This window comes from Pseudomonas sp. ITEM 17296 (assembly GCF_028895205.1).
In the GTDB taxonomy this organism is placed as follows: Bacteria; Pseudomonadota; Gammaproteobacteria; order Pseudomonadales; family Pseudomonadaceae; genus Aquipseudomonas; species Aquipseudomonas kermanshahensis.
This window is the reverse complement of sequence record NZ_WJRS01000008.1, coordinates 88204-106527: the sequence shown is the minus strand read 5'-3', so window position 1 is coordinate 106527 and position 18324 is coordinate 88204. Positions and strand designations below refer to the sequence as shown.

Here is an 18324-nt window from a genome sequence, read left to right as displayed (position 1 = left end):
GTCGGCCTAAGCCGTTACAGCCCGCGACGGTGCTGCTCGAGCAGTTGTCGCTGATAGGCCAGCAGTTGCTTGAAGGTGTCGTCCAGGGCTTGCACCTGCGCAACGTTGCTGGGGGCCGCAGTGCCTATTCGCGGCACGAAGTTGGCCAGGGTCTGGCGCACGACATTGATGCCGGCGTCCCACTCGGAGCGTTGCTCGTGCAAACGCGGCATCGTTAGCAGTGCCGCCAGTTGCGCGCTCACCACCTGCTGACGCTGATCGAGTTCGCGCACTTGCCGCACCAGGTTCGCCACCCGCTCGCGGGCAGCCCGCCGCGCCTGCTGCAACTGGGCGTAGCGCATGCCTTCGACGACATCGCCAAGCAGGGTTTGCAGCTGCTCCACCGCCGTGTTCATGGCGTCGGCTATCGCTGCGGCTTCAGCGCCAGGCACGGCCAGTTTGGCCAGGTCTTGCGCCGAAGGTACGACACCGCCGAAGCGGGTCTGCAAGCCATTGGCCTCCAGGGTGGCAATGGCCTGCTCGATCGCCGACTGGCTGTGTACCTCGCGATCATGCTCGGCGCTTACCTGGGTGTGCAGGTTGGCCAGATCCTGCTGTTGCTTGAGCAGCCGCTGTTCGTCGCGGGCCCACGCCAGCGCTGCCAGGGTGGCCAGCGCCTGCTGTTCCTTGCCCAGGTGGGCCACCTGGGTGCCCAGTAGAGACTTCACCGTGTTGGCGACTTCTGCAGCAATTGCCAGCAGCTCCTCATCATCGCCATCCTCCAGGGCGTCGAGGATGTCGCGCAGTGGTTCATTGGAGATCTCCGCGACAACGCGCTGGGCGTTGCGCACCATCACCTCGGCGCAGTTGATGAACAGCTTCATATGGCGCTCCAGCGACTCGTGGATCACCGGCTGAAATTTCAACTCGCCGCGCTGCCAGGCTTCGGTGAAGCTTCGCGTTGCACCCAACACGCTGCCCAATTCAGGCGGATTGGCGCGGGTATGCAGCACACTGATCTTGTCATTCATGGTCATTCACCTGTTAATGGGCCGAAGCGGCGTCGTCGAAGATGCGGGTCAGTTGCAGGGAGGTCTTTTCGATCTGGATCCACTGCGCCAGGAACTGCCGGAAATAAATGACAAACCTGGCCAGCGCGCGGTTGTCGGAGATCTGTTCGAGCTTGCCGATCGACGCGTCGATGTACGCACCGACGATTTCCCAGGCGGTCTGCAGGTGGGACGCCGCAGTCACCACATCCTGCAAGCGGGTATCGAGCTCGTCGACGAAGGTCGCCATCTCTTCCATGCGGCCCTCCAGGTTGACCCGCACGCGCAGTTGCTCGCTGGTAGCACGCCGCTCTGCCTGGCGACGCTTGCGCTCCTTGCGAACCTTCTCGGCCTTGCTCCCGTATATGCCGCCGGTGATTACCGCGCCGATCGGCCCTGCGACCAGGCCGCTGAGGGCCTGCTTGACGTACTGGTCATACTCTTTGCTCAAGGCAGCGATCTCGTCGTCCAGCTCCTTGAGCTGCACGCGAAGGCGCTCCACCACACCGTCACCCTTGGTGCGCTCGACCGCTTGACCTTTCTGTTTCACCGCCGGGATCAGCTTGAAGCGCGCGGCATCGCGGAACGTCTCGGTTTCGCCGCGCACGGTGGCGACCCGCACCGCGTAGCGCTGCACATCCTCCTGAAGGATCTGCAGGTAATCGACCAGCGACGAAACCGCCCGCTGGTCGGCACGGTCCAGTTTCACCGGGGTACCCAGCACGACCTTGTCCCACGCCTTGATGTCGGAGCCCAACGCGCGAATCTGCCGGCACTCATCGACGATGGTTTCCCCGGCAGCGTTGATCGACGCGGCCGTGGACGCCAGTTCGCTGGCGAGCTTCTTGTTGCTGTCGGAAAGCGGGCCCCAACTGCGCGCATGGCCACGCAACGCATCGAACAGCGTGGTCATGCCGGCGGGGGGCCAGTTCGGGTTCGTCGATCTGCGTGTAGCCCAGCCAGCGCTGCAGGTTGTCGGGGGTCGACGGCAGGCCGAAAACAAAATTGACATACCGATTGAGGGTAATGATGTGCTCGCGGCTGAGGGTCAGCCCGCCTTCATCCTCACCATCGCGCTCGGCCATGGCCTGGATCAGCTTGGCCGGTGTCTTTGCCGCCTCCGCCTGTAGCTGATCGTACTCAGCCGTTTGTGTACTCATGGTCGTGTCTCCTCGAGTCAAGCCCTGGGAAGGCTTGGTCCGACCACGCTAAGGCAGCGACAGGAGGCACAGCAGCGGGCAGTTTTTCCGCCATTTGCAGCGGTGCACCGGGCGTTGCGCCTGGCACACGCAAAACAGGCGCCCACCTGGGGCGCCAAACGAACCGTCGTTGCGGGAGCACGCAAAGGCGGAGGTCGAAGTCAGTCCCTGGCCTAATGCCAGTCAGTTAGGGCTTAGGGGGCCGCTGCGCGGTCCATCGCAGGCAAGCCAGCTCCTACAGGAATAGTGTAGTTATTGTGAATCTCGCTCACCTGTAGGAGCTGGCTTGTCGGGGCGCCGAACCGCTGCGATGGGCTGCACAGCAGCCCCAATTACAGCCGATGACGCTTAACTGACTGGTATTAGTCCTTGGCCAGTTTTTCGGTGGCTTGCTGGGTTTTGCGCTGGCGTTCCGCCAGCGCCTTGTCCGGCTGGCCATGCAGGCGTTGCTGGTCTTCGCGGAACGCCTCCCAGAACTGCCGCGAGCGTTCTGCGCCGCCCTCCGCCAGCGCGCTGGTGCTGCCCAGCGCCAGTAGCACCCACAACACATACCGAGTCAGGTTCATCAGGGTTACCTCATCGAGTGGTTCAGATGAGGCCATCCTGGGGCACGCCAGCTAACACCAAGGTGAGGCGGACATTACAGTCCTGCAAGCTGGGCGGCAGCTGACCGGCACATGGCGACATGATTACAAATCTGTTATCCAGCGATGTGCGGGGCCCGCATGGCGTAACATTCCGGCGCTTGACCCTGTTCCCACTACAGGGCCGAGAATCGCCGTCTTTCATTCAACCGAGCCCTACCATGCGTCTACTGATCATCGAGGACGAACTGCGCACCGCCGATTACCTGCAGCAGGGGCTGCGTGAGAACGGCTACGTGGTCGACTGCGCCCACACCGGCATCGACGGCCTGCACCTGGCCCGTCAACAGGCCTACGACCTGGTGATCCTCGACGTCAATTTGCCCGAGCTGGACGGCTGGAGCGTGCTCCAGCGGCTGCGCGCCGAATCCGCCACGCGGATCATGATGCTCACCGCCCACGGTCGCCTGGCAGACCGGGTCAAGGGCCTCGACTTGGGCGCCGATGACTACCTGCTCAAGCCGTTCGAATTCCCCGAGCTGCTGGCGCGCATCCGCAGCCTGCTGCGGCGCAATGAGCAGCCGCTGCAACCCACCACCCTGCGGGTCGCCGACCTCGAACTTGACCCAGGCCGGCATCGGGCCTGGCGCGGCGCCAAGCGCATCGACCTGACCGCCAAGGAGTTTTCCCTGCTGCACCTGCTGATGCGCCAGAGCGGTGAAGTGCTGTCGCGCACGCAAATCATCTCGCTGGTCTGGGACATGAATTTCGACTGTGACACCAATGTGGTCGAGGTTTCCATCCGGCGCCTGCGGGCGAAGATCGACGACCCCTTCGAAGACAAGCTGATCCATACCCTGCGCGGCGTCGGCTATGTGCTCGAGGCGCGCCATTGAAGACTGCCAGCCTGTCGTTGCGCCTAGGCCTGAGCGTGACCCTGATGGGCGCCCTGCTGGTGCTGCTGCTGGCCTGCCTGGCGGTGTTGGCGCTCGACCACGAGCTCGACAGCCGCGCGCGCAAGGACCTCGCGCGCAAGATGTTGCAGGTGGAACATAACCTGCGTGTCGACCTGCGCAGCGAGGACCTGGGCAGTCGCGCCCACCCCCTGCTCGACCTGGTCATGGGGCACGACAACCTCAGCCTCAGCGTGCTCGCGCTCGAGGGCCGCCACCCGCACCTGCTCAGCCTGGGCCCAGCCCTGGAGTCGAGCGTGGGCGCGCTGGCGACCGGCGCCCGGCTGACGTTTCACGAATGGCGCGACAGCCGTGGTAACCAAATGCTGACTGCGACACGCCAGATGCGCTTGCGCGACGAGACACCAGTACGGGTGATGATGACGCTCGACCGCGCCGACGACAACGCCCTGCTCCAGGCCTACCTGCACTCGACCCTGCTCGCCCTGCCCTTGCTGTTGATACTGATCGGCATCGGCGCCTGGAAGCTGGTGCAACGCAGCCTGAAACCCTTGCGCCATTTTCGCCGGGTGGCCGGCCAGGTTTCGGCCCAGGACCTCAGCCACCGCCTGCCCGACAGTGGCCTGCCACAAGAGCTTGGCGAGCTGGCCAGGGCCATCAACGTGATGCTCGACCGGCTCGACCAAGGCGTGCAACAGTTGTCGCAGTTTTCCGACGACCTTGCCCATGAGTTACGCACGCCGCTAAGCAACCTGATGGGCAAGGCCCAGGTCACCCTCAGCCGCGAGCGCGACAACGCCAACTACCGGGAAGTGCTGGAGGACAGCATCGAAGAGCTCACCCGGCTCAACCGCATCATCAACGACATGCTGTTTCTCGCCCAGGTTAGCCAGCCTCAGGCGCAGGTGGCGCTCAAGCCCCTGGCGCTTGCCGATGAGGCTGCACAGGTGGTGGAGCTGTTTGCCATCAGCGCGGAGCTCGAGGACATCGAGCTTCACCTTCAGGGCTGGGGCACGGCCTTGGGTGATCGGCTGATGTTCCAGCGTGCGTTGTCGAACCTGTTGAGCAATGCCATTCGGCATGCGCCGGCAGGCAAGCGCATAGACCTCGGTATCGAGCGCCACGCAAGCGATGTCAGGGTCTGGGTGGAAAATGAGGGCGTAGGGATTGCCGCAGAGCATCAGCCGCAGTTGTTCGAGCGTTTCTATCGCGTGGGCGCTGGGCGCTCACGGCTTGAGGGGGGCACCGGGCTGGGGCTGGCGATCGTGAAGTCGATCATGCAGTTGCATGGTGGGCGGGTCGAGGTGATGAGCAGCCCGGCAGGGCCAACCCGGTTTACCCTGGTGTTCAGAGCCGAGTGACCGGCTGCTGGTACCGTCCTCATCGCCGGCACGCCGGCTCCCACATGAACTGCGTAGGCTTCAAGGCTAGCGCTGTACCTGTGGGAGCCGGCTTGCCGGCGATGAGGCCAGTTCCGTCAACCTGCGATCAGCGCGAAGCCGCCACAATCAACGCCTTCATCTCCGCCACCGCAGCCTTGAAGCCGACGAACAGCGCATGGGCCACCAACGCGTGGCCGATGTTCAGCTCATTGATGCCCTTGATCGCCGCGACTGCCTCGACGTTGTGGTAATGCAGGCCATGGCCGGCATTGACGATCAGCCCTTGGCCCACCCCGAACGCAACACCGTCCGCGATGCGCTTGAGCTCTTCAGCGACTTCAGTCGGCGTCTGTGCATCGGCGTAACGGCCGGTGTGCAGTTCGATGGCCGGCGCGCCTACGCGATGCGACGCTTCGATCTGCCGCTCGTCGGCATCAATGAACAGCGACACTTCGGCACCGGTGCGGGCCAGGCGCTCGACTGCTGCCTTGATCCGTGCCTCTTGCCCCGCCACGTCCAGGCCGCCTTCGGTGGTCAGCTCCTGACGGGTCTCGGGCACCAGGCAGATGTGCGCCGGGCGGATCTTCTCGGCGAAGGCCATCATCTCTTCGGTGACGCCCATTTCGAAGTTCATGCGGGTCTGCAGTACATCCTTGAGCACCACCACATCACGCTCCTGAATGTGCCGGCGGTCTTCGCGCAGGTGCACGGTGATGCCGTCGGCACCCGCCTCTTCGGCATCCAGGGCAGCCTTGACCGGATCAGGGTAACGCGTGCCCCGGGCCTGGCGCAGTGTCGCCACGTGGTCGATATTTACGCCGAGAAGCATGCGGTTGCTGTGAGTCACGAAAGGCTCTCCTGAAGATTAAGCCCCACAGCATACGACGTGATCAGCGCTTGCGAAACAGTTCCCGGCTGACCAGGGGTTTGGCGCCCAGGTGAACGGCCAGTGCCTGACGCATCAACCGCTTGGCTGCGAGCAGCGCCCCCGGGGCTTCCCAGTCGGCTTGCGCCAGGGCCAACAGCTCGCCCCCCAGGAACAACCCGGGCTGCAGCAACTCGACCCGCTCAAGCCCGGCATCCACGCGCAAGCGGTAGCGGCCATCGGCGGCGATCGGCAAGTCGTTCACGTCATGCTGCAACGAAAACGCATAACCGAGCTCGTCCAGCAGGCGCCATTCGAAAGAACGCAACAACGGCTCCAGAGGGCGCCCGGCGGCCAGCGCCTGCAATGTCAGGGTGTAGTGCTCGAACAGTGCAGGGTGAGGGGCTTCGGCGGGCAGCAAACGCATGAGCAGCTCGTTGAGGTACAACCCGCTGAACAGCGCATCGCCGTGCAACCAGGCGGCGATGCCAAGTGTCTCCAGGCGGCCGACATTCTTCAGCTCGCCGCGCCCGCGCAGCTCCACTTCCAGCGGCACGAACGGCCGCACCAGGCTGCCACCTTTGCCCCGCGCACGGCGCAACACGGCCCGCACACGGCCTTGCGGCGTGAGGAAGTCCACCAGTGCGCTGGTTTCCTTGTAGGCACGACTGTGCAGCACATAGGCCGGCTGGCCGACAGGTTGTTCCATGGGAGTGGCCCGAAAGCAGAGCGGCCCGGAGAGATCCGGGCCGCTATAGGGTTACAGGTCGCCGTAGCCCAGCGAGCGCAGGGCGCGCTCATCGTCGGACCAACCGCCTTTGACCTTGACCCAGAGGTTGAGCATGACCTTGGCGTCGAACAGCACTTCCATGTCCTTGCGCGCGTCGGAGCCAATGCGTTTGATACGCTCGCCCTTGTCACCGATGATGATCTTCTTCTGGCCATCGCGTTCGACCAGGATCAGCGCATGGATGTGCAACACGTGCCCTTGCTGCTTGAACTCTTCGATCTCTACGGTGATCTGGTACGGCAGCTCCGCACCTAACTGGCGCATGATCTTCTCGCGCACCAGTTCAGCGGCCAGGAAACGGCTGCTGCGGTCGGTGATCTGGTCTTCCGGGAAGAAGTGCTCGTTCTCCGGCAGGTGCTTGGCGATCAGGCCTTCCAGCGCCTCGAGGTTATGCCCCTGTTGCGCGGAGATCGGTACCACTTCCGCGTTCGGCAGTTGCTCCTGCAGCCATTGCAGGTGCGGAATCAGGTCGGCTTTTTCTTCCAGGCGGTCGGTCTTGTTGACCGCCAGGATGACCGGGCCGCTGACGTACTGGATGCGCTCGAGCACCAACTGGTCCTCGTCGGTCCAGCGGGTACGGTCAACCACGAAGATCACCACGTCGACGTCTTTCAGGGCTGCCGAAGCGTTACGGTTCATGTAACGGTTCAGGGCCTTGTCGTTGGCCTTGTGCATACCCGGCGTGTCGACGTAGATCGCCTGCACATCACCCTCGGTCTTGATGCCGAGCATGTTGTGGCGGGTGGTCTGCGGCTTGCGCGAGGTGATCGCCAGCTTCTGCCCGAGGATGTGGTTGAGCAAGGTCGACTTGCCCACGTTGGGGCGGCCGACAATGGCCACGTAGCCGCAGCGAGTCGGGTTGTTATCAGTCATTGCCATTCTCCACGCCCAGGGCGATCAATGCAGCCGCAGCGGCGACTTGCTCAGCGATACGCCGGCTCACACCCTGACCACGGCTCTTGTTGTTCAGCAGCACCACTTCGCATTCGACGAAGAAGGTACGGCAGTGCGGTTCGCCCTGGATATCCACCACCTCGTAGCGCGGCAGCTCACAGCTGCGCGACTGCAAGAACTCTTGCAGGCGGGTCTTGGGGTCCTTGTTGGTGTCGACCAGGGTCAGGCTTTCGAATTCATCGGCCAGCCAGGCCAGGATACGCTCCCGGGCGGTCTGCATGTCCGCGTCCAGGTAGATGGCGCCAATCAGCGCCTCCAGGGCATCGGCCAGGATCGATTCGCGGCGGAAACCGCCGCTTTTCAGCTCACCCGAACCCAGGCGCAGGTATTCGCCCAGATCAAAGCCTCGCGCCAGGCGGGCCAGGGTCTCACCCTTGACCAGACGCGCACGCAAGCGCGACAACTGGCCTTCACGGGCCTGCGGGAAGCGCTCGAACAGCGCCTCACCGGCCACGAAGTTGAGAATGGCGTCGCCCAGAAACTCCAGGCGTTCGTTATTGCGCCCGGCGTAGCTGCGATGGGTCAGGGCCAGAAGCATCTGGTCCTGGTTCTTGAAGGTGTAACCGAGCTTTCGCTCCAGTGCGGCGAGGGAAGCACTCATGCGGCCACCCGTTCGTTGTTCAACGCGTTGTTCAAATCAACATCCTGAAAGACTGTTTGGCTGTGGTCCGCCGCTGTACGCGGCGAAACTCTCGATCCCTGAGAACACAGCCTATGTCAGAAATGCATTCGGCGCTGTCTGCTGGACAGCGCCGAAGGGTATCAATGGATCAGGCCGACCCGCGACAGGTTGGGCATATGGCTGAGCTTGGGCTCTGGCCAGCTCATCCAGACCGCGAAGGCCTTGCCGACAATGTTCCGGTCCGGAACCATGCCGTGCAGCTCCTTGGGAATGTTCGGGTCATCCCAGTAACGGCTATCGTTGGAGTTGTCGCGGTTGTCGCCCATCATGAAGTAATGGCCAGCCGGTACGGTCCATTGCTGGTCCGGCGGCATGCGGTAACGGCTCATCTCCTTGCGGATCAGGTGTTCGGCCTCGCCCAGCTTCTCTTTGTACAGCTCGGCGCTGCCCAAGGTGCCCGGTTCGGTGCCCACCAGTTGTTCGGCAATGGGTTGGCCATTGACGTACAGCCGCTTGTCGTTGGTGTAACGGATCTGGTCGCCCGGCAGGCCAACGACACGCTTGATGTAGTTGACGTTCGGGTCGCTCGGATAGCGGAACACCATCACATCGCCGCGTTGCGGGTCACCCACCTCGATGACCTTCTTGTCGATCACCGGCAGGCGAATGCCATAGGAGAACTTGTTCACCAGGATGAAGTCGCCCACTTCCAGGGTCGGTTTCATCGACCCCGAAGGGATCTGGAACGGCTCGACCAAAAACGAGCGCAGTACCAGCACGATGAACAGCACCGGGAAGAACGACTTGCCGTATTCGACCAGCAGCGGCTCCTTGTTCAGGCGCTCGACCACCGCCATCTCGGGCGGATTGACGCGCCCCTGATAGTTGGCGATTGCCGCTCGCCGGCGCGGGGCCAGGAACAGCAGGTCGATCAAGCCCAACAGGCCGCAGACAGCTACGGCGATGACTAGCAACAGCGGGAAATTTAGCGACATAGGACCTAGCTATCCAACCTGAGCACAGCAAGGAAGGCCTCTTGTGGAATCTCCACGTTGCCCACTTGCTTCATGCGTTTCTTACCGGCCTTCTGCTTCTCCAGCAGTTTCTTCTTACGGCTGACGTCACCACCGTAGCACTTGGCCAGTACGTTCTTTCTGAGCGCCTTGACGGTTGTCCGCGCGATGATCTGGCCGCCGATAGCTGCCTGGATCGCCACATCGAACATCTGCCGAGGGATCAGTTCCTTCATCTTCTCGGTCAACGCACGGCCTTTGTAGGCCGCGTTGTCGCGGTGCACGATCAACGCCAGGGCATCGACCTTGTCGCCGTTGATCAGTACATCCAGTTTGACCAGGTTGGCCGACTGGTAGCGATCGAAATGATAGTCCAGCGACGCGTAACCGCGACTGGTTGACTTGAGGCGGTCGAAGAAGTCCAGTACCACCTCGTTCATCGGCATGTCGTAACGCACCTGAACCTGGCTGCCGAGGAACTGCATGTCGCGCTGAACGCCACGTTTCTCGATGCACAGGGTGATGACGTTACCCAGGTGCTCCTGCGGCACCAGGATGGTCGCGGTGACGATCGGCTCGCGGAAGTCGGTGACGGACGAAACATCCGGCAGCTTCGACGGGTTGTCGACGATGATGGTTTCGCCGGTTTTCAGTTCGAGCTCGTAGATCACGCTAGGCGCAGTGGTGATCAAGTCCAGGTCGTACTCACGCTCCAGGCGCTCCTGGATGATCTCCATGTGCAGCATGCCCAGGAAGCCGCAACGGAAACCGAAGCCCAGGGCGTCGGAGCTTTCCGGCATGTACTGGAGCGAGGAGTCGTTGAGCGTCAGCTTCTGCAGCGCGTCGCGGAAGTCCTCGAAATCGTCCGAGCTGACCGGGAACAGGCCGGCGTAGACCTGTGGCTGGATCTTCTTGAAGCCCGCCAGCACTTCGACTTCCGGGGTCGAGGACAGGGTCAGGGTGTCACCGACCGGTGCACCGTGAATGTCTTTGATGCTGGCAATGATGAAGCCCACTTCACCGGCCTTGAGGTCGGCGGTCTGGGTGTGTTTCGGGGTGAAGACGCCGACGCTGTCGACCAGGTGCACCTTGCCGGTGGACTTGACCAGGATCTTGTCGCCTTTCTTGACGCGGCCCTGGCGCACGCGCACCAGCGAGACAACGCCCAGGTAGTTGTCGAACCAGGAGTCGATGATCAGCGCCTGCAGCGGCGCGTCGATTTCGCCTACCGGCGCGGGGATGGTGTGCACCAGGCGCTCGAGCACCTCGTCGACGCCCATGCCGCTCTTGGCACTGCACGCCACGGCGTCGGTAGCGTCGATGCCGATGATCTTCTCGATCTCGTCCTTGACGCGGTCCGGGTCAGCCTGGGGCAGGTCCATCTTGTTCAACACCGGCATGACCTCGAGGCCTTGCTCGATGGCGGTGTAACAGTTGGCCACGGACTGGGCTTCGACGCCTTGACCGGCGTCCACCACCAACAGTGCGCCTTCACAGGCGGCCAGCGAGCGCGAGACTTCATAGGTGAAGTCGACGTGGCCGGGGGTGTCGATGAAGTTCAGCTGGTAGGTCTTGCCGTCTTGCGCCTTGTAATGAAGCGTGACGCTGTGGGCCTTGATGGTGATCCCGCGTTCGCGCTCCAGGTCCATGGAGTCGAGGACCTGGGCTTCCATTTCGCGCGCAGACAGGCCACCGCACATCTGGATGAAACGGTCGGCCAGCGTCGACTTGCCATGGTCGATGTGGGCGATGATGGAGAAATTGCGGATATGACTCAAATCACTCACGGGTCAACACTCGAAAAGGCTGCGAGCCGGGACGCCCGCCGAAAAATAGCCGGGAATTGTACCTCAAGCAGCAGGGATATGGGAGATTCCTGATCGGCTGTCTGTGCCGACAGTGTCGCTGGCAAGCCACTTCGTAACGCCGCAGCGCCTTACCTCAAACCTCCACCCCACCTGTGGGAGCCGGCTTGCCGGCGATCGGACCAGCCCATTTCCCCGTAGATTCCACGAAAAAGGGCAGCCAACGCTGCCCCTTTTCCTACCTGAAGACCCGCTTATTCAGCCAGCTTGAAGGTGATAAAGCTCGCACGCCCCTGGCGCAGCACGCGCATGGACACCGAGCGGTTCTTCGGCAGGTCCTTGGCGATCTCGGTGAATTCCTTCGCCGAGCCAATGGCCTGGTTGTTCAGGTGGCTGATGACGTCACCTGGACGCAGGCCGATCAATGCGGCCGGGCCATCCTGGACTTCCTTGATGACCACGCCACCCTTGAGTTCGAGGGCTTTCTTCTGCTCGGCGCTGAGATCAGCGACCGAAACACCCAGACGGTTGCTGCTGCGCTCGGCACTGCCATCTGCACCGGTACCCGTACCGATGTCAGCGTCATCGTCCGGCAGCGCACCGACGCTGACGTCCAGGTTCTGGCGCTTGCCGTTGCGGATGATCTCGAGCTTGGCCTTGTCGCCGTCCTTGAGGCTGCCGACCAGGTGCGGCAAGTCGGCCGACATGACGATCGGCTGGCCGTTCATGCTCAGGATCACGTCACCCACCTGCAGGCCACCTTTGGCGGCTGGGCCATCTTCCAGCACTTGGGCCACCAGGGCACCGGCCGGTTTGTCCAGGCCAAAGGACTCAGCCAGGTCCTTGTTGACCTCCTGAATCACCACGCCCAGCCAGCCACGGCTGACCTTGCCGTCTTTTTTCAGCTGATTGGATACGTCGATCGCCACATCGATCGGGATCGCGAAGGACAGGCCCATGAAGCCGCCCGAGCGGGTGAAGATCTGCGAGTTGATACCCACGACCTCGCCCTGCATGTTGAACAGCGGGCCGCCGGAGTTACCCGGGTTGATGGCAACGTCAGTCTGGATGAACGGCACGTAGGTGTCGTTAGGCAGGGTACGGCCCTTGGCACTGACGATACCTTTGGTCACCGAATGGTCGAAGCCGAACGGCGAACCGATGGCCAGCACCCACTCACCCACCTTGAGCTTCTCGGAGTCGCCCAGCTTGACGGTCGGCAGGTTCTTGCCTTCGACCTTGAGCAGCGCGACGTCGGTGCGTGGGTCGGTGCCGACCAGCTTGGCTTGCAGCTCGCTGCGGTCCGACAGGCGGACGATGATCTCGTCGGCGTCGGCCACCACATGGTTGTTGGTCAGTACGTAGCCATCGCTGGAAATGATGAAACCCGAACCCAGCGACTGGGCTTCACGCTGACGATCGCCCCGCGGCGAGCGGGGCTGCTGCGGCATGTTGCGCTCGAAGAATTCGCGGAACATCGGCGGCAGGCCTTCGAGGTCCGGCATCTGCCCTGCGGCGATGCGGCGGTCCGGCAGCTTCTGCTTGGTACTGATGTTGACCACGGCCGGCGAGGCTTGCTCGACCAACGTGGTGAAGTCTGGCAGGGCTTCCTCGGCCTGGGCGGTGAGCACCTGGCCGAGCATGAGCACGGCGGCGAACATCGATAGGTAGGATTTCAAGCGTGGTATAGACATACGGCTCCCGTCACAACGAGCGTGGTTAGCGTAAGGCCCCTGCACAAGCAGGAAAGGCCAGGCTCCAAGAAGCCTGACCTATAGAAAATTTACGGAAAGATTGCAAATGACAATGCTTTAATTTCATTTCAGGAGCATGTCTCTCACGCCGGAAACCACCTGAAAAGCGCACGCCATCATTGCCGCGCCTGGGCATCCTGAGGCCGCATCGACAGCGCAATGCGCTCTGCAGTACCCAGGGGTATTTCACCTACCACAGTAACCAGGACCTTGCCCTTCGGCGTGTTCAGACGGCGCGATACCGCCACGGTTGGGCCGAGTTGCACGCGTGTGTCGGTGCCTGAGTTGTCGTTGACTGGCTCGAGGAATACCGAAACGCGCGCCAGGCCATCGTCATACATCAGGCTGCTGACCGTGCTGTTGCGGGACGGGTCGCGGCGCACCGAGCTGTTGACCAGCTCAAAACCCGGCGGCAGCCAGTCCGAGCGCCAGCCGGCGACGGTTTCCTGGCCGGTACTGGTGCCCCGCTCCACCGGTTTGCAAGCGGCACTGGGGCGCAAGTCATCCGCGGTAGGCAGGTCATCGGTATCGAGGCGGGTCATCTGGAAGCGCTCGAGCAATTGCCCCTTGTCGTTGAGCATCAACGAGCGCAGCGGCAAGCCGGTGCTGCGGTCAAGGTGCAACTCGAACGCATAACGGTGCTGGTCGCGCGGTGTGAGGGTGACGATCACCGCATCGCGCCCGGCGACACGTGACTTGCCCGCCACAGCCAGATCGTACCAGCCCATCAACTTGAGGGGGTCCAGCGCACGCGGCGCCGCATCGGGCGGCGTCGTAACGCCGTTGACCAAGGCACCACTGACGCACGCAACCTTGCCATCCACGCGCACGATTTCCTGGGCAGTGCCATCGAGCTGCAGCAGCCGCTCGCTGACCTTGCCGTCCTCAACCCTGTGCCAGATATCGTGGGAAGAAAAGCTGCCGTTACGCTCGTAGACGAAAGAGCCTTGGTAGCTTTGCTTTTGCTCGGCCTGTGCCAGCTTGTTCAGCCACTCATTCGCCTCGGGCGAAGAGTTGGCCGCCAACGCTGGCACCGTCATGCAGCTGCCTATCAGCAGCGACAGGAGAGGTAGCGCGCGCATGATCCTCCTTACTTAGCGGGGTTATCCAGGCTGGCGGCGCGGGCATACGGCAACGCGGTTTCGCTGCCCTTGAGCGCAGATTCCTGGGCGTGCTGGCGCAGGTAACCTGGCAGACGCTGATCCCAGCCGGCCTGGTTCTGCAGCACACCGTTGGCCATCGGCCCGGTCGGTTGCTCACTGCTTTCACTATAGCCTGCCAATACCGCCGGGCCTTGAGTTTGTGGCACGCTCAGCCCCTGCTGCGCAGGTTGCTGGGAGGCAAGCTCTGCACCGGTGATTTCGTCCTGGTTGTACATGCGCACACCCGCCAGCACGGCAACCGTCACCGAGGCAGCGACTGCCAGGCGAGCGACGCTGCGCCATGGGCCTTTATTGACCTTGGCCGGTACCGCTTCGTCGGCCAACGCTGCCGACACCGCCGAGGCGATATCGAGGTTGGGCAGCAGCAGTTCCTTGTGCATCGCTGCGCGAGCGACCTGGTAACGCGACCAGGTGGCACGGGTTTCGGCATCGTCGACGGCACTCAGTACCCGACGTAATTCCAGTTCGTCCGCTTCGTTATCCATTACCGCGGACAGCGATTCCTGCAACGCTTCACGACTCATGGCGGTTCCTCTCTTGGCTGTAGCCGCTGTCTCAGGTTTCCTGCAACAACGGCTGCAGGGCTTTATCTATGGCCTCCCGAGCGCGGAAGATTCGAGAGCGCACGGTACCCACCGGACATTGCATGACACTGGCAATGTCTTCGTAACTCAATCCGTCGAACTCGCGCAGGGTCAATGCCGTGCGCAGGTCTTCGGGCAGTTGCTGGATGGTGCGATGGACCGTGCCTTCGATTTCATCCCGCAACAACGAGCGCTCTGGGGACTCGAGATCCTTGAGACCATGATCGCCGTCGTAAAACTCCGCATCCTCGGAGCTCACATCACTGTCTGGTGGCCGTCTTCCACGGGACACCAGGTAGTTCTTCGCCGTGTTGATGGCGATGCGGTACAGCCAGGTATAAAACGCACTGTCTCCGCGAAAATTGCCAAGCGCACGGTAGGCCTTGATAAAGGCTTCCTGTGCTACATCCTGGGCCTCGTGGGTGTCGTGAACGAACCGCACGATCAACCCGAGAATCTTGTGCTGATACTTCAGCACCAACAGATCGAAAGCTCGCCTGTCACCGCGCTGCACGCGCTCGACAAGCTGCTGATCCTCTTCCTGGGTTAGCATGAACACTCCTCGGTAGACTCGAAGGAGCGTTGCAACAGCCATCGTTCAGGCTTGCAAACATAGACTCGGGCTTTGCGCAAAAGTTCTCCCCTCCAAGCAAGTTTCCTGCAGCCCTTGGTCGGCTCGCACGGATGACGCGGCGCGGTCACGGCCGGCAACGTCAATAATCAGGTTTCGAATACGCAGGTGTCAGCCCGAATAGAGCTGCCGCCGTGCGTCGCCGCGACATTTGTGGCGTGCGGGCAGCCTTCATAGGATTTCCGTAGCTGTCGGAAAGTTCCCACAAGGTCGCTGCTTCCTGGCAAGTGGCATGGAAATTGGCCACCCGGGGCTGCTATAAAGGCAACCCGGCCTGGTTTAACGATAGTTTCACAATGCCATCGGCGCGTGACTATTGTGCCGTGCCCCTTCCGTAGATTACTAGTGTCCCGACATGAGCCAACAATTCCAACATGATGTCCTGGTGATCGGCAGCGGCGCCGCCGGTCTCAGCCTGGCACTGAACCTCCCCAGCCACCTGCGTATCGCCGTACTCAGCAAAGGCGACCTGGCCAATGGCTCGACCTATTGGGCCCAGGGCGGTGTTGCCGCCGTGCTGGACGACACCGACACCGTACAGTCGCATGTCGAGGACACCCTCAATGCCGGCGGCGGCCTGTGCCATGAAGATGCCGTGCGCTTCACCGTCGAGCACAGCCGCGAAGCCATCCAGTGGTTGATCGAGCAAGGCGTGCCCTTTACCCGGGATGAACAGCACGGGGTCGACGATGGGGGCTTCGAGTTCCACCTGACCCGCGAAGGTGGCCACAGCCACCGGCGCATCATCCACGCCGCCGATGCCACAGGCGCCGCGATCTTCACCACCTTGCTGGCCCAGGCCCGCCTACGCCCGAACATCCAGCTGCTGGAGCAGCGCGTGGCGGTCGACCTGATCACCGAGCGCCGCCTGGGCCTGCCCGGTGAGCGCTGCCTGGGTGCCTATGTGCTAAACCGCAATACGGGAGAAGTGGACACCTACGGGGCGCGCTTCACCGTGCTCGCCACCGGTGGCGCGGCCAAGGTCTACCTGTATACCAGCAACCCGGACGGTGCCTGCGGCGACGGTATCGCCATGGCCTGGCGCGCGGGCTGCCGGGTGGCCAACCTTGAGTTCAACCAGTTCCACCCGACCTGCCTGTACCACCCCCAAGCCAAGAGCTTCCTGATCACCGAGGCCCTGCGCGGTGAAGGCGCCCTGTTGCGCCTGCCCAACGGCGAGCGCTTCATGCCGCGCTTCGACCCCCGCGAAGAACTGGCCCCGCGTGACATCGTGGCTCGCGCCATCGACCACGAGATGAAGCGCCTGGGTGTGGACTGCGTGTACCTGGACATCACCCACAAGCCGGCCGATTTCATCAAAGGCCACTTCCCCACCGTTTACGAACGCTGCCTGGCCTTCGGCATCGACATCACCCGCCAGCCGATCCCGGTAGTCCCTGCAGCCCACTACACCTGCGGCGGTGTAGTGGTGGACGACCGCGGGCATACCGACGTGCCGGGGCTGTATGCCATCGGTGAGACCAGCTTTACCGGCCTGCATGGTGCCAACCGCATGGCCAGCAACTCGCTGCTCGAATGCTTCGTCTATGGCCGCGCCGCTGCCGCCGACATCCAGGCGCACCTGGAACAGGTCGACATGCCCAAAGCCCTGCCTGGCTGGGATGCCAGCCAGGTCACCGACTCGGACGAGGATGTGATCATCGCGCACAACTGGGACGAGCTGCGGCGCTTCATGTGGGACTATGTCGGCATCGTGCGCACCAGCAAGCGCCTACAGCGCGCCGAACACCGCATCCGCCTGCTGCTCGACGAAATCGACGAGTTCTACAGCAACTACAAGGTCAGCCGCGACCTGATCGAGCTGCGCAACCTGGCGCAAGTGGCGGAACTGATGATTCGTTCGGCGATGCAGCGCAAGGAAAGCCGCGGGTTGCATTACACGCTGGATTATCCGGGGATGCTGGACGAGGCTAAAGACACCATCCTCAGCCCGGTCTGAAAGCTGCAGCGGTCTGGTCTGAAAGCTGCAGCGCCTGTGAGACCGAGCGCCGCCCGCGCGGCGCTTCGCAGCACAAGGCTGCTCCCACATCTGTTTCGGGCCAGTAAAGCCTGTGAGAGAGGCGCGCGACCGCCTTGTTTGTTCGACTCGATATCGTGTCAGGCGCCAAGGGGCCGCGCGCCAATGCCTCAGGAATAATTGGCCCGAAACAGATGTGGGAGCAGCCTTGTGCTGCGAAGCGCCGCGCGGGCGGCGCTCGATCTCACAGGCACTGAACCTGCCACGGTGAAAACCTATCAGCCCTGAATCGCTCCCACCTCAGCCCAGCGCCGCCGGCTGAACTTCAGCCTTACCCGCAACCGCCGATGCTCATCAGCCCCGAGGGCATCCCTAGGGACGCACTGCCCCTCCCCCAGCCAACGCCCCTCCCGCACAAACCGCACGACCACCATCCCCGGCAACGCAACGCTGTCCCGGCACAAACGCACCGGCTGCCAACCCTGGGCGCGGCTGAATACCCGCCAACCAAGCAGGTCTCGGCGCAGCCCGGTAACCGCATGCGGATGCGTGAGCAAAATGCGTCGGGGGATGGCCCAGCAGGCGTGGGCGACAGACGCGGCAGTGGCCGCCAGGGACAGCCACCAGGGCAACGCGCTCACCCATACGGTGAACAGCGCCAGCACCTGGCAACTCAGATAGGCCGTCAGCAGCAGGCGCGAGCCTTGCCAACGGCTTTCGAAAAACTCACTTGGGCTGGACACGGTCCAGGATGATGCGGACCATGCGCTGCAGCTCCGGGTCTTCAGACTCGGTGCGCTCCATGAACCAGCCGAACATGTCCTGATCTTCGCAGCTCAACAGGCGTACATAGAGTTCGCGGTCGGCTTCGTTGAGGGTAGCGTAGACTTCCTGGGTGAAAGGCACCAACAGTACGTCCAGTTCCAGCATGCCGCGGCGGCTGTGCCAGAAAAGCCGGTTGAGTTCAGTTTGTTCGACCATGGGGCCCTCCTCGAATGGCCCGCCAGTATACAGCCAGGCGAGCGAAGCGGCACAGGGCGTTGGTCTAGTCACCTACC

General features: G+C 62.7%; 19 protein-coding genes. 3 read left to right on the top strand and 16 right to left on the bottom strand.

Annotated features, from left to right (window positions below):
- Window positions 1–14: 14 nt before the first annotated feature.
- The 4 genes from GIB19_RS11840 to GIB19_RS11825 all read right to left on the bottom strand — a co-directional run bounded on the left by GIB19_RS11840 (window position 15) and on the right by GIB19_RS11825 (window position 2793).
- Window positions 15–1010 (bottom strand): alpha-xenorhabdolysin family binary toxin subunit B, encoded by a 996-nt coding sequence (locus GIB19_RS11840; RefSeq protein WP_274886099.1) that lies wholly within the window; start codon window positions 1008–1010, stop codon window positions 15–17.
- Between the two features lie 13 nt (window positions 1011–1023).
- The gene (locus GIB19_RS11835) at window positions 1024–1920 is read right to left on the bottom strand and encodes an alpha-xenorhabdolysin family binary toxin subunit A (protein ID WP_274886183.1); all 897 of its coding nucleotides are present in this window, start codon (window positions 1918–1920) and stop codon (window positions 1024–1026) included.
- Complete coding sequence (locus tag GIB19_RS11830; protein WP_274886098.1) at window positions 1805–2188, bottom strand: hypothetical protein; 384 nt, start codon at window positions 2186–2188, stop codon at window positions 1805–1807. Before GIB19_RS11830 ends, GIB19_RS11835 begins: the two co-directional genes overlap by 116 nt.
- 401 nt (window positions 2189–2589) lie before the next feature.
- Complete coding sequence (locus tag GIB19_RS11825) at window positions 2590–2793, bottom strand: hypothetical protein (protein WP_099430289.1); 204 nt, start codon at window positions 2791–2793, stop codon at window positions 2590–2592.
- A 239-nt stretch (window positions 2794–3032) separates the two neighbouring features.
- On the opposite strand from GIB19_RS11825, the gene GIB19_RS11820 reads away from it, so the two are divergent.
- Window positions 3033–3707, top strand: a complete 675-nt coding sequence (locus GIB19_RS11820; RefSeq protein WP_027594153.1) for a heavy metal response regulator transcription factor — start codon at window positions 3033–3035, stop codon at window positions 3705–3707.
- Window positions 3704–5086 (top strand): heavy metal sensor histidine kinase, encoded by a 1383-nt coding sequence (locus GIB19_RS11815; protein WP_099430290.1) that lies wholly within the window; start codon window positions 3704–3706, stop codon window positions 5084–5086. Before GIB19_RS11820 ends, GIB19_RS11815 begins: the two co-directional genes overlap by 4 nt.
- A gap of 127 nt (window positions 5087–5213) precedes the next feature.
- On the opposite strand, the gene pdxJ is transcribed toward GIB19_RS11815, so the two are convergent.
- From pdxJ to rpoE, 10 genes are all read right to left on the bottom strand, one after another.
- Window positions 5214–5936 (bottom strand): pyridoxine 5'-phosphate synthase, encoded by a 723-nt coding sequence (gene pdxJ / locus GIB19_RS11810; protein WP_446731379.1) that lies wholly within the window; start codon window positions 5934–5936, stop codon window positions 5214–5216.
- Between the two features lie 61 nt (window positions 5937–5997).
- Window positions 5998–6681 carry a DNA repair protein RecO gene (gene recO / locus GIB19_RS11805; protein ID WP_027594150.1) on the bottom strand — a complete coding sequence of 228 codons (684 nt, stop codon included), beginning with the start codon at window positions 6679–6681 and terminating at the stop codon, window positions 5998–6000.
- A gap of 51 nt (window positions 6682–6732) precedes the next feature.
- Window positions 6733–7635 (bottom strand): GTPase Era, encoded by a 903-nt coding sequence (era, locus tag GIB19_RS11800; protein WP_099430292.1) that lies wholly within the window; start codon window positions 7633–7635, stop codon window positions 6733–6735.
- Window positions 7628–8317, bottom strand: a complete 690-nt coding sequence (gene rnc / locus GIB19_RS11795; RefSeq protein ID WP_027594148.1) for a ribonuclease III — start codon at window positions 8315–8317, stop codon at window positions 7628–7630. The genes era and rnc overlap by 8 nt, the downstream gene beginning before the upstream one ends.
- Window positions 8318–8478: 161 nt before the next feature.
- On the bottom strand, window positions 8479–9333 hold the full coding sequence (gene lepB, locus GIB19_RS11790) for a signal peptidase I (protein ID WP_027594147.1): 855 nt from the start codon (window positions 9331–9333) through the stop codon (window positions 8479–8481).
- Window positions 9334–9338: 5 nt separating this feature from the next.
- Window positions 9339–11138 (bottom strand): translation elongation factor 4, encoded by a 1800-nt coding sequence (gene lepA, locus GIB19_RS11785; RefSeq protein ID WP_085273580.1) that lies wholly within the window; start codon window positions 11136–11138, stop codon window positions 9339–9341.
- Between the two features lie 272 nt (window positions 11139–11410).
- On the bottom strand, window positions 11411–12817 hold the full coding sequence (locus tag GIB19_RS11780; RefSeq protein ID WP_371097684.1) for a DegQ family serine endoprotease: 1407 nt from the start codon (window positions 12815–12817) through the stop codon (window positions 11411–11413).
- 209 nt (window positions 12818–13026) lie between these two features.
- Entirely contained in the window at window positions 13027–13992 is a 966-nt protein-coding gene (locus GIB19_RS11775) for a MucB/RseB C-terminal domain-containing protein (protein WP_265968397.1), read from the bottom strand.
- 8 nt (window positions 13993–14000) lie between these two features.
- Window positions 14001–14597, bottom strand: a complete 597-nt coding sequence (locus GIB19_RS11770) for a sigma-E factor negative regulatory protein (RefSeq protein ID WP_099430294.1) — start codon at window positions 14595–14597, stop codon at window positions 14001–14003.
- 31 nt (window positions 14598–14628) lie between these two features.
- Window positions 14629–15210 carry an RNA polymerase sigma factor RpoE gene (gene rpoE / locus GIB19_RS11765; protein ID WP_003252049.1) on the bottom strand — a complete coding sequence of 194 codons (582 nt, stop codon included), beginning with the start codon at window positions 15208–15210 and terminating at the stop codon, window positions 14629–14631.
- A gap of 433 nt (window positions 15211–15643) precedes the next feature.
- On the opposite strand from rpoE, the gene nadB reads away from it, so the two are divergent.
- Window positions 15644–17248 (top strand): L-aspartate oxidase, encoded by a 1605-nt coding sequence (gene nadB, locus GIB19_RS11760; protein ID WP_099430295.1) that lies wholly within the window; start codon window positions 15644–15646, stop codon window positions 17246–17248.
- A 296-nt stretch (window positions 17249–17544) separates the two neighbouring features.
- Here nadB and GIB19_RS11755 read toward each other — a convergent pair whose 3' ends face one another.
- A complete protein-coding gene (locus tag GIB19_RS11755; RefSeq protein ID WP_099430296.1) occupies window positions 17545–18009 on the bottom strand; it encodes a protein YgfX in 465 nt (154 codons plus the stop codon).
- On the bottom strand, window positions 17993–18247 hold the full coding sequence (locus tag GIB19_RS11750; protein ID WP_027594141.1) for an FAD assembly factor SdhE: 255 nt from the start codon (window positions 18245–18247) through the stop codon (window positions 17993–17995). The genes GIB19_RS11755 and GIB19_RS11750 overlap by 17 nt, the downstream gene beginning before the upstream one ends.
- Window positions 18248–18324: the final 77 nt, after the last annotated feature.

What these genes read in the sequence shown, in the direction of transcription:
- GIB19_RS11840 (WP_274886099.1), bottom strand. Translation starts at nt 1,010, where the DNA reads ATGAATGACAAGATCAGTGTGCTGCATACCCGCGCCAATCCGCCTGAA.
- GIB19_RS11830 (WP_274886098.1), bottom strand. Translation starts at nt 2,188, where the DNA reads ATGAGTACACAAACGGCTGAGTACGATCAGCTACAGGCGGAGGCGGCA.
- GIB19_RS11825 (WP_099430289.1), bottom strand. Translation starts at nt 2,793, where the DNA reads ATGAACCTGACTCGGTATGTGTTGTGGGTGCTACTGGCGCTGGGCAGC.
- GIB19_RS11820 (WP_027594153.1), top strand. Translation starts at nt 3,033, where the DNA reads ATGCGTCTACTGATCATCGAGGACGAACTGCGCACCGCCGATTACCTG.
- pdxJ (WP_446731379.1), bottom strand. Translation starts at nt 5,936, where the DNA reads ATGCTTCTCGGCGTAAATATCGACCACGTGGCGACACTGCGCCAGGCC.
- recO (WP_027594150.1), bottom strand. Translation starts at nt 6,681, where the DNA reads ATGGAACAACCTGTCGGCCAGCCGGCCTATGTGCTGCACAGTCGTGCC.
- era (WP_099430292.1), bottom strand. Translation starts at nt 7,635, where the DNA reads ATGACTGATAACAACCCGACTCGCTGCGGCTACGTGGCCATTGTCGGC.
- rnc (WP_027594148.1), bottom strand. Translation starts at nt 8,317, where the DNA reads ATGAGTGCTTCCCTCGCCGCACTGGAGCGAAAGCTCGGTTACACCTTC.
- lepB (WP_027594147.1), bottom strand. Translation starts at nt 9,333, where the DNA reads ATGTCGCTAAATTTCCCGCTGTTGCTAGTCATCGCCGTAGCTGTCTGC.
- GIB19_RS11780 (WP_371097684.1), bottom strand. Translation starts at nt 12,817, where the DNA reads ATGTTCGCCGCCGTGCTCATGCTCGGCCAGGTGCTCACCGCCCAGGCC.
- GIB19_RS11775 (WP_265968397.1), bottom strand. Translation starts at nt 13,992, where the DNA reads ATGCGCGCGCTACCTCTCCTGTCGCTGCTGATAGGCAGCTGCATGACG.
- GIB19_RS11770 (WP_099430294.1), bottom strand. Translation starts at nt 14,597, where the DNA reads ATGAGTCGTGAAGCGTTGCAGGAATCGCTGTCCGCGGTAATGGATAAC.
- rpoE (WP_003252049.1), bottom strand. Translation starts at nt 15,210, where the DNA reads ATGCTAACCCAGGAAGAGGATCAGCAGCTTGTCGAGCGCGTGCAGCGC.
- nadB (WP_099430295.1), top strand. Translation starts at nt 15,644, where the DNA reads ATGAGCCAACAATTCCAACATGATGTCCTGGTGATCGGCAGCGGCGCC.
- GIB19_RS11750 (WP_027594141.1), bottom strand. Translation starts at nt 18,247, where the DNA reads ATGGTCGAACAAACTGAACTCAACCGGCTTTTCTGGCACAGCCGCCGC.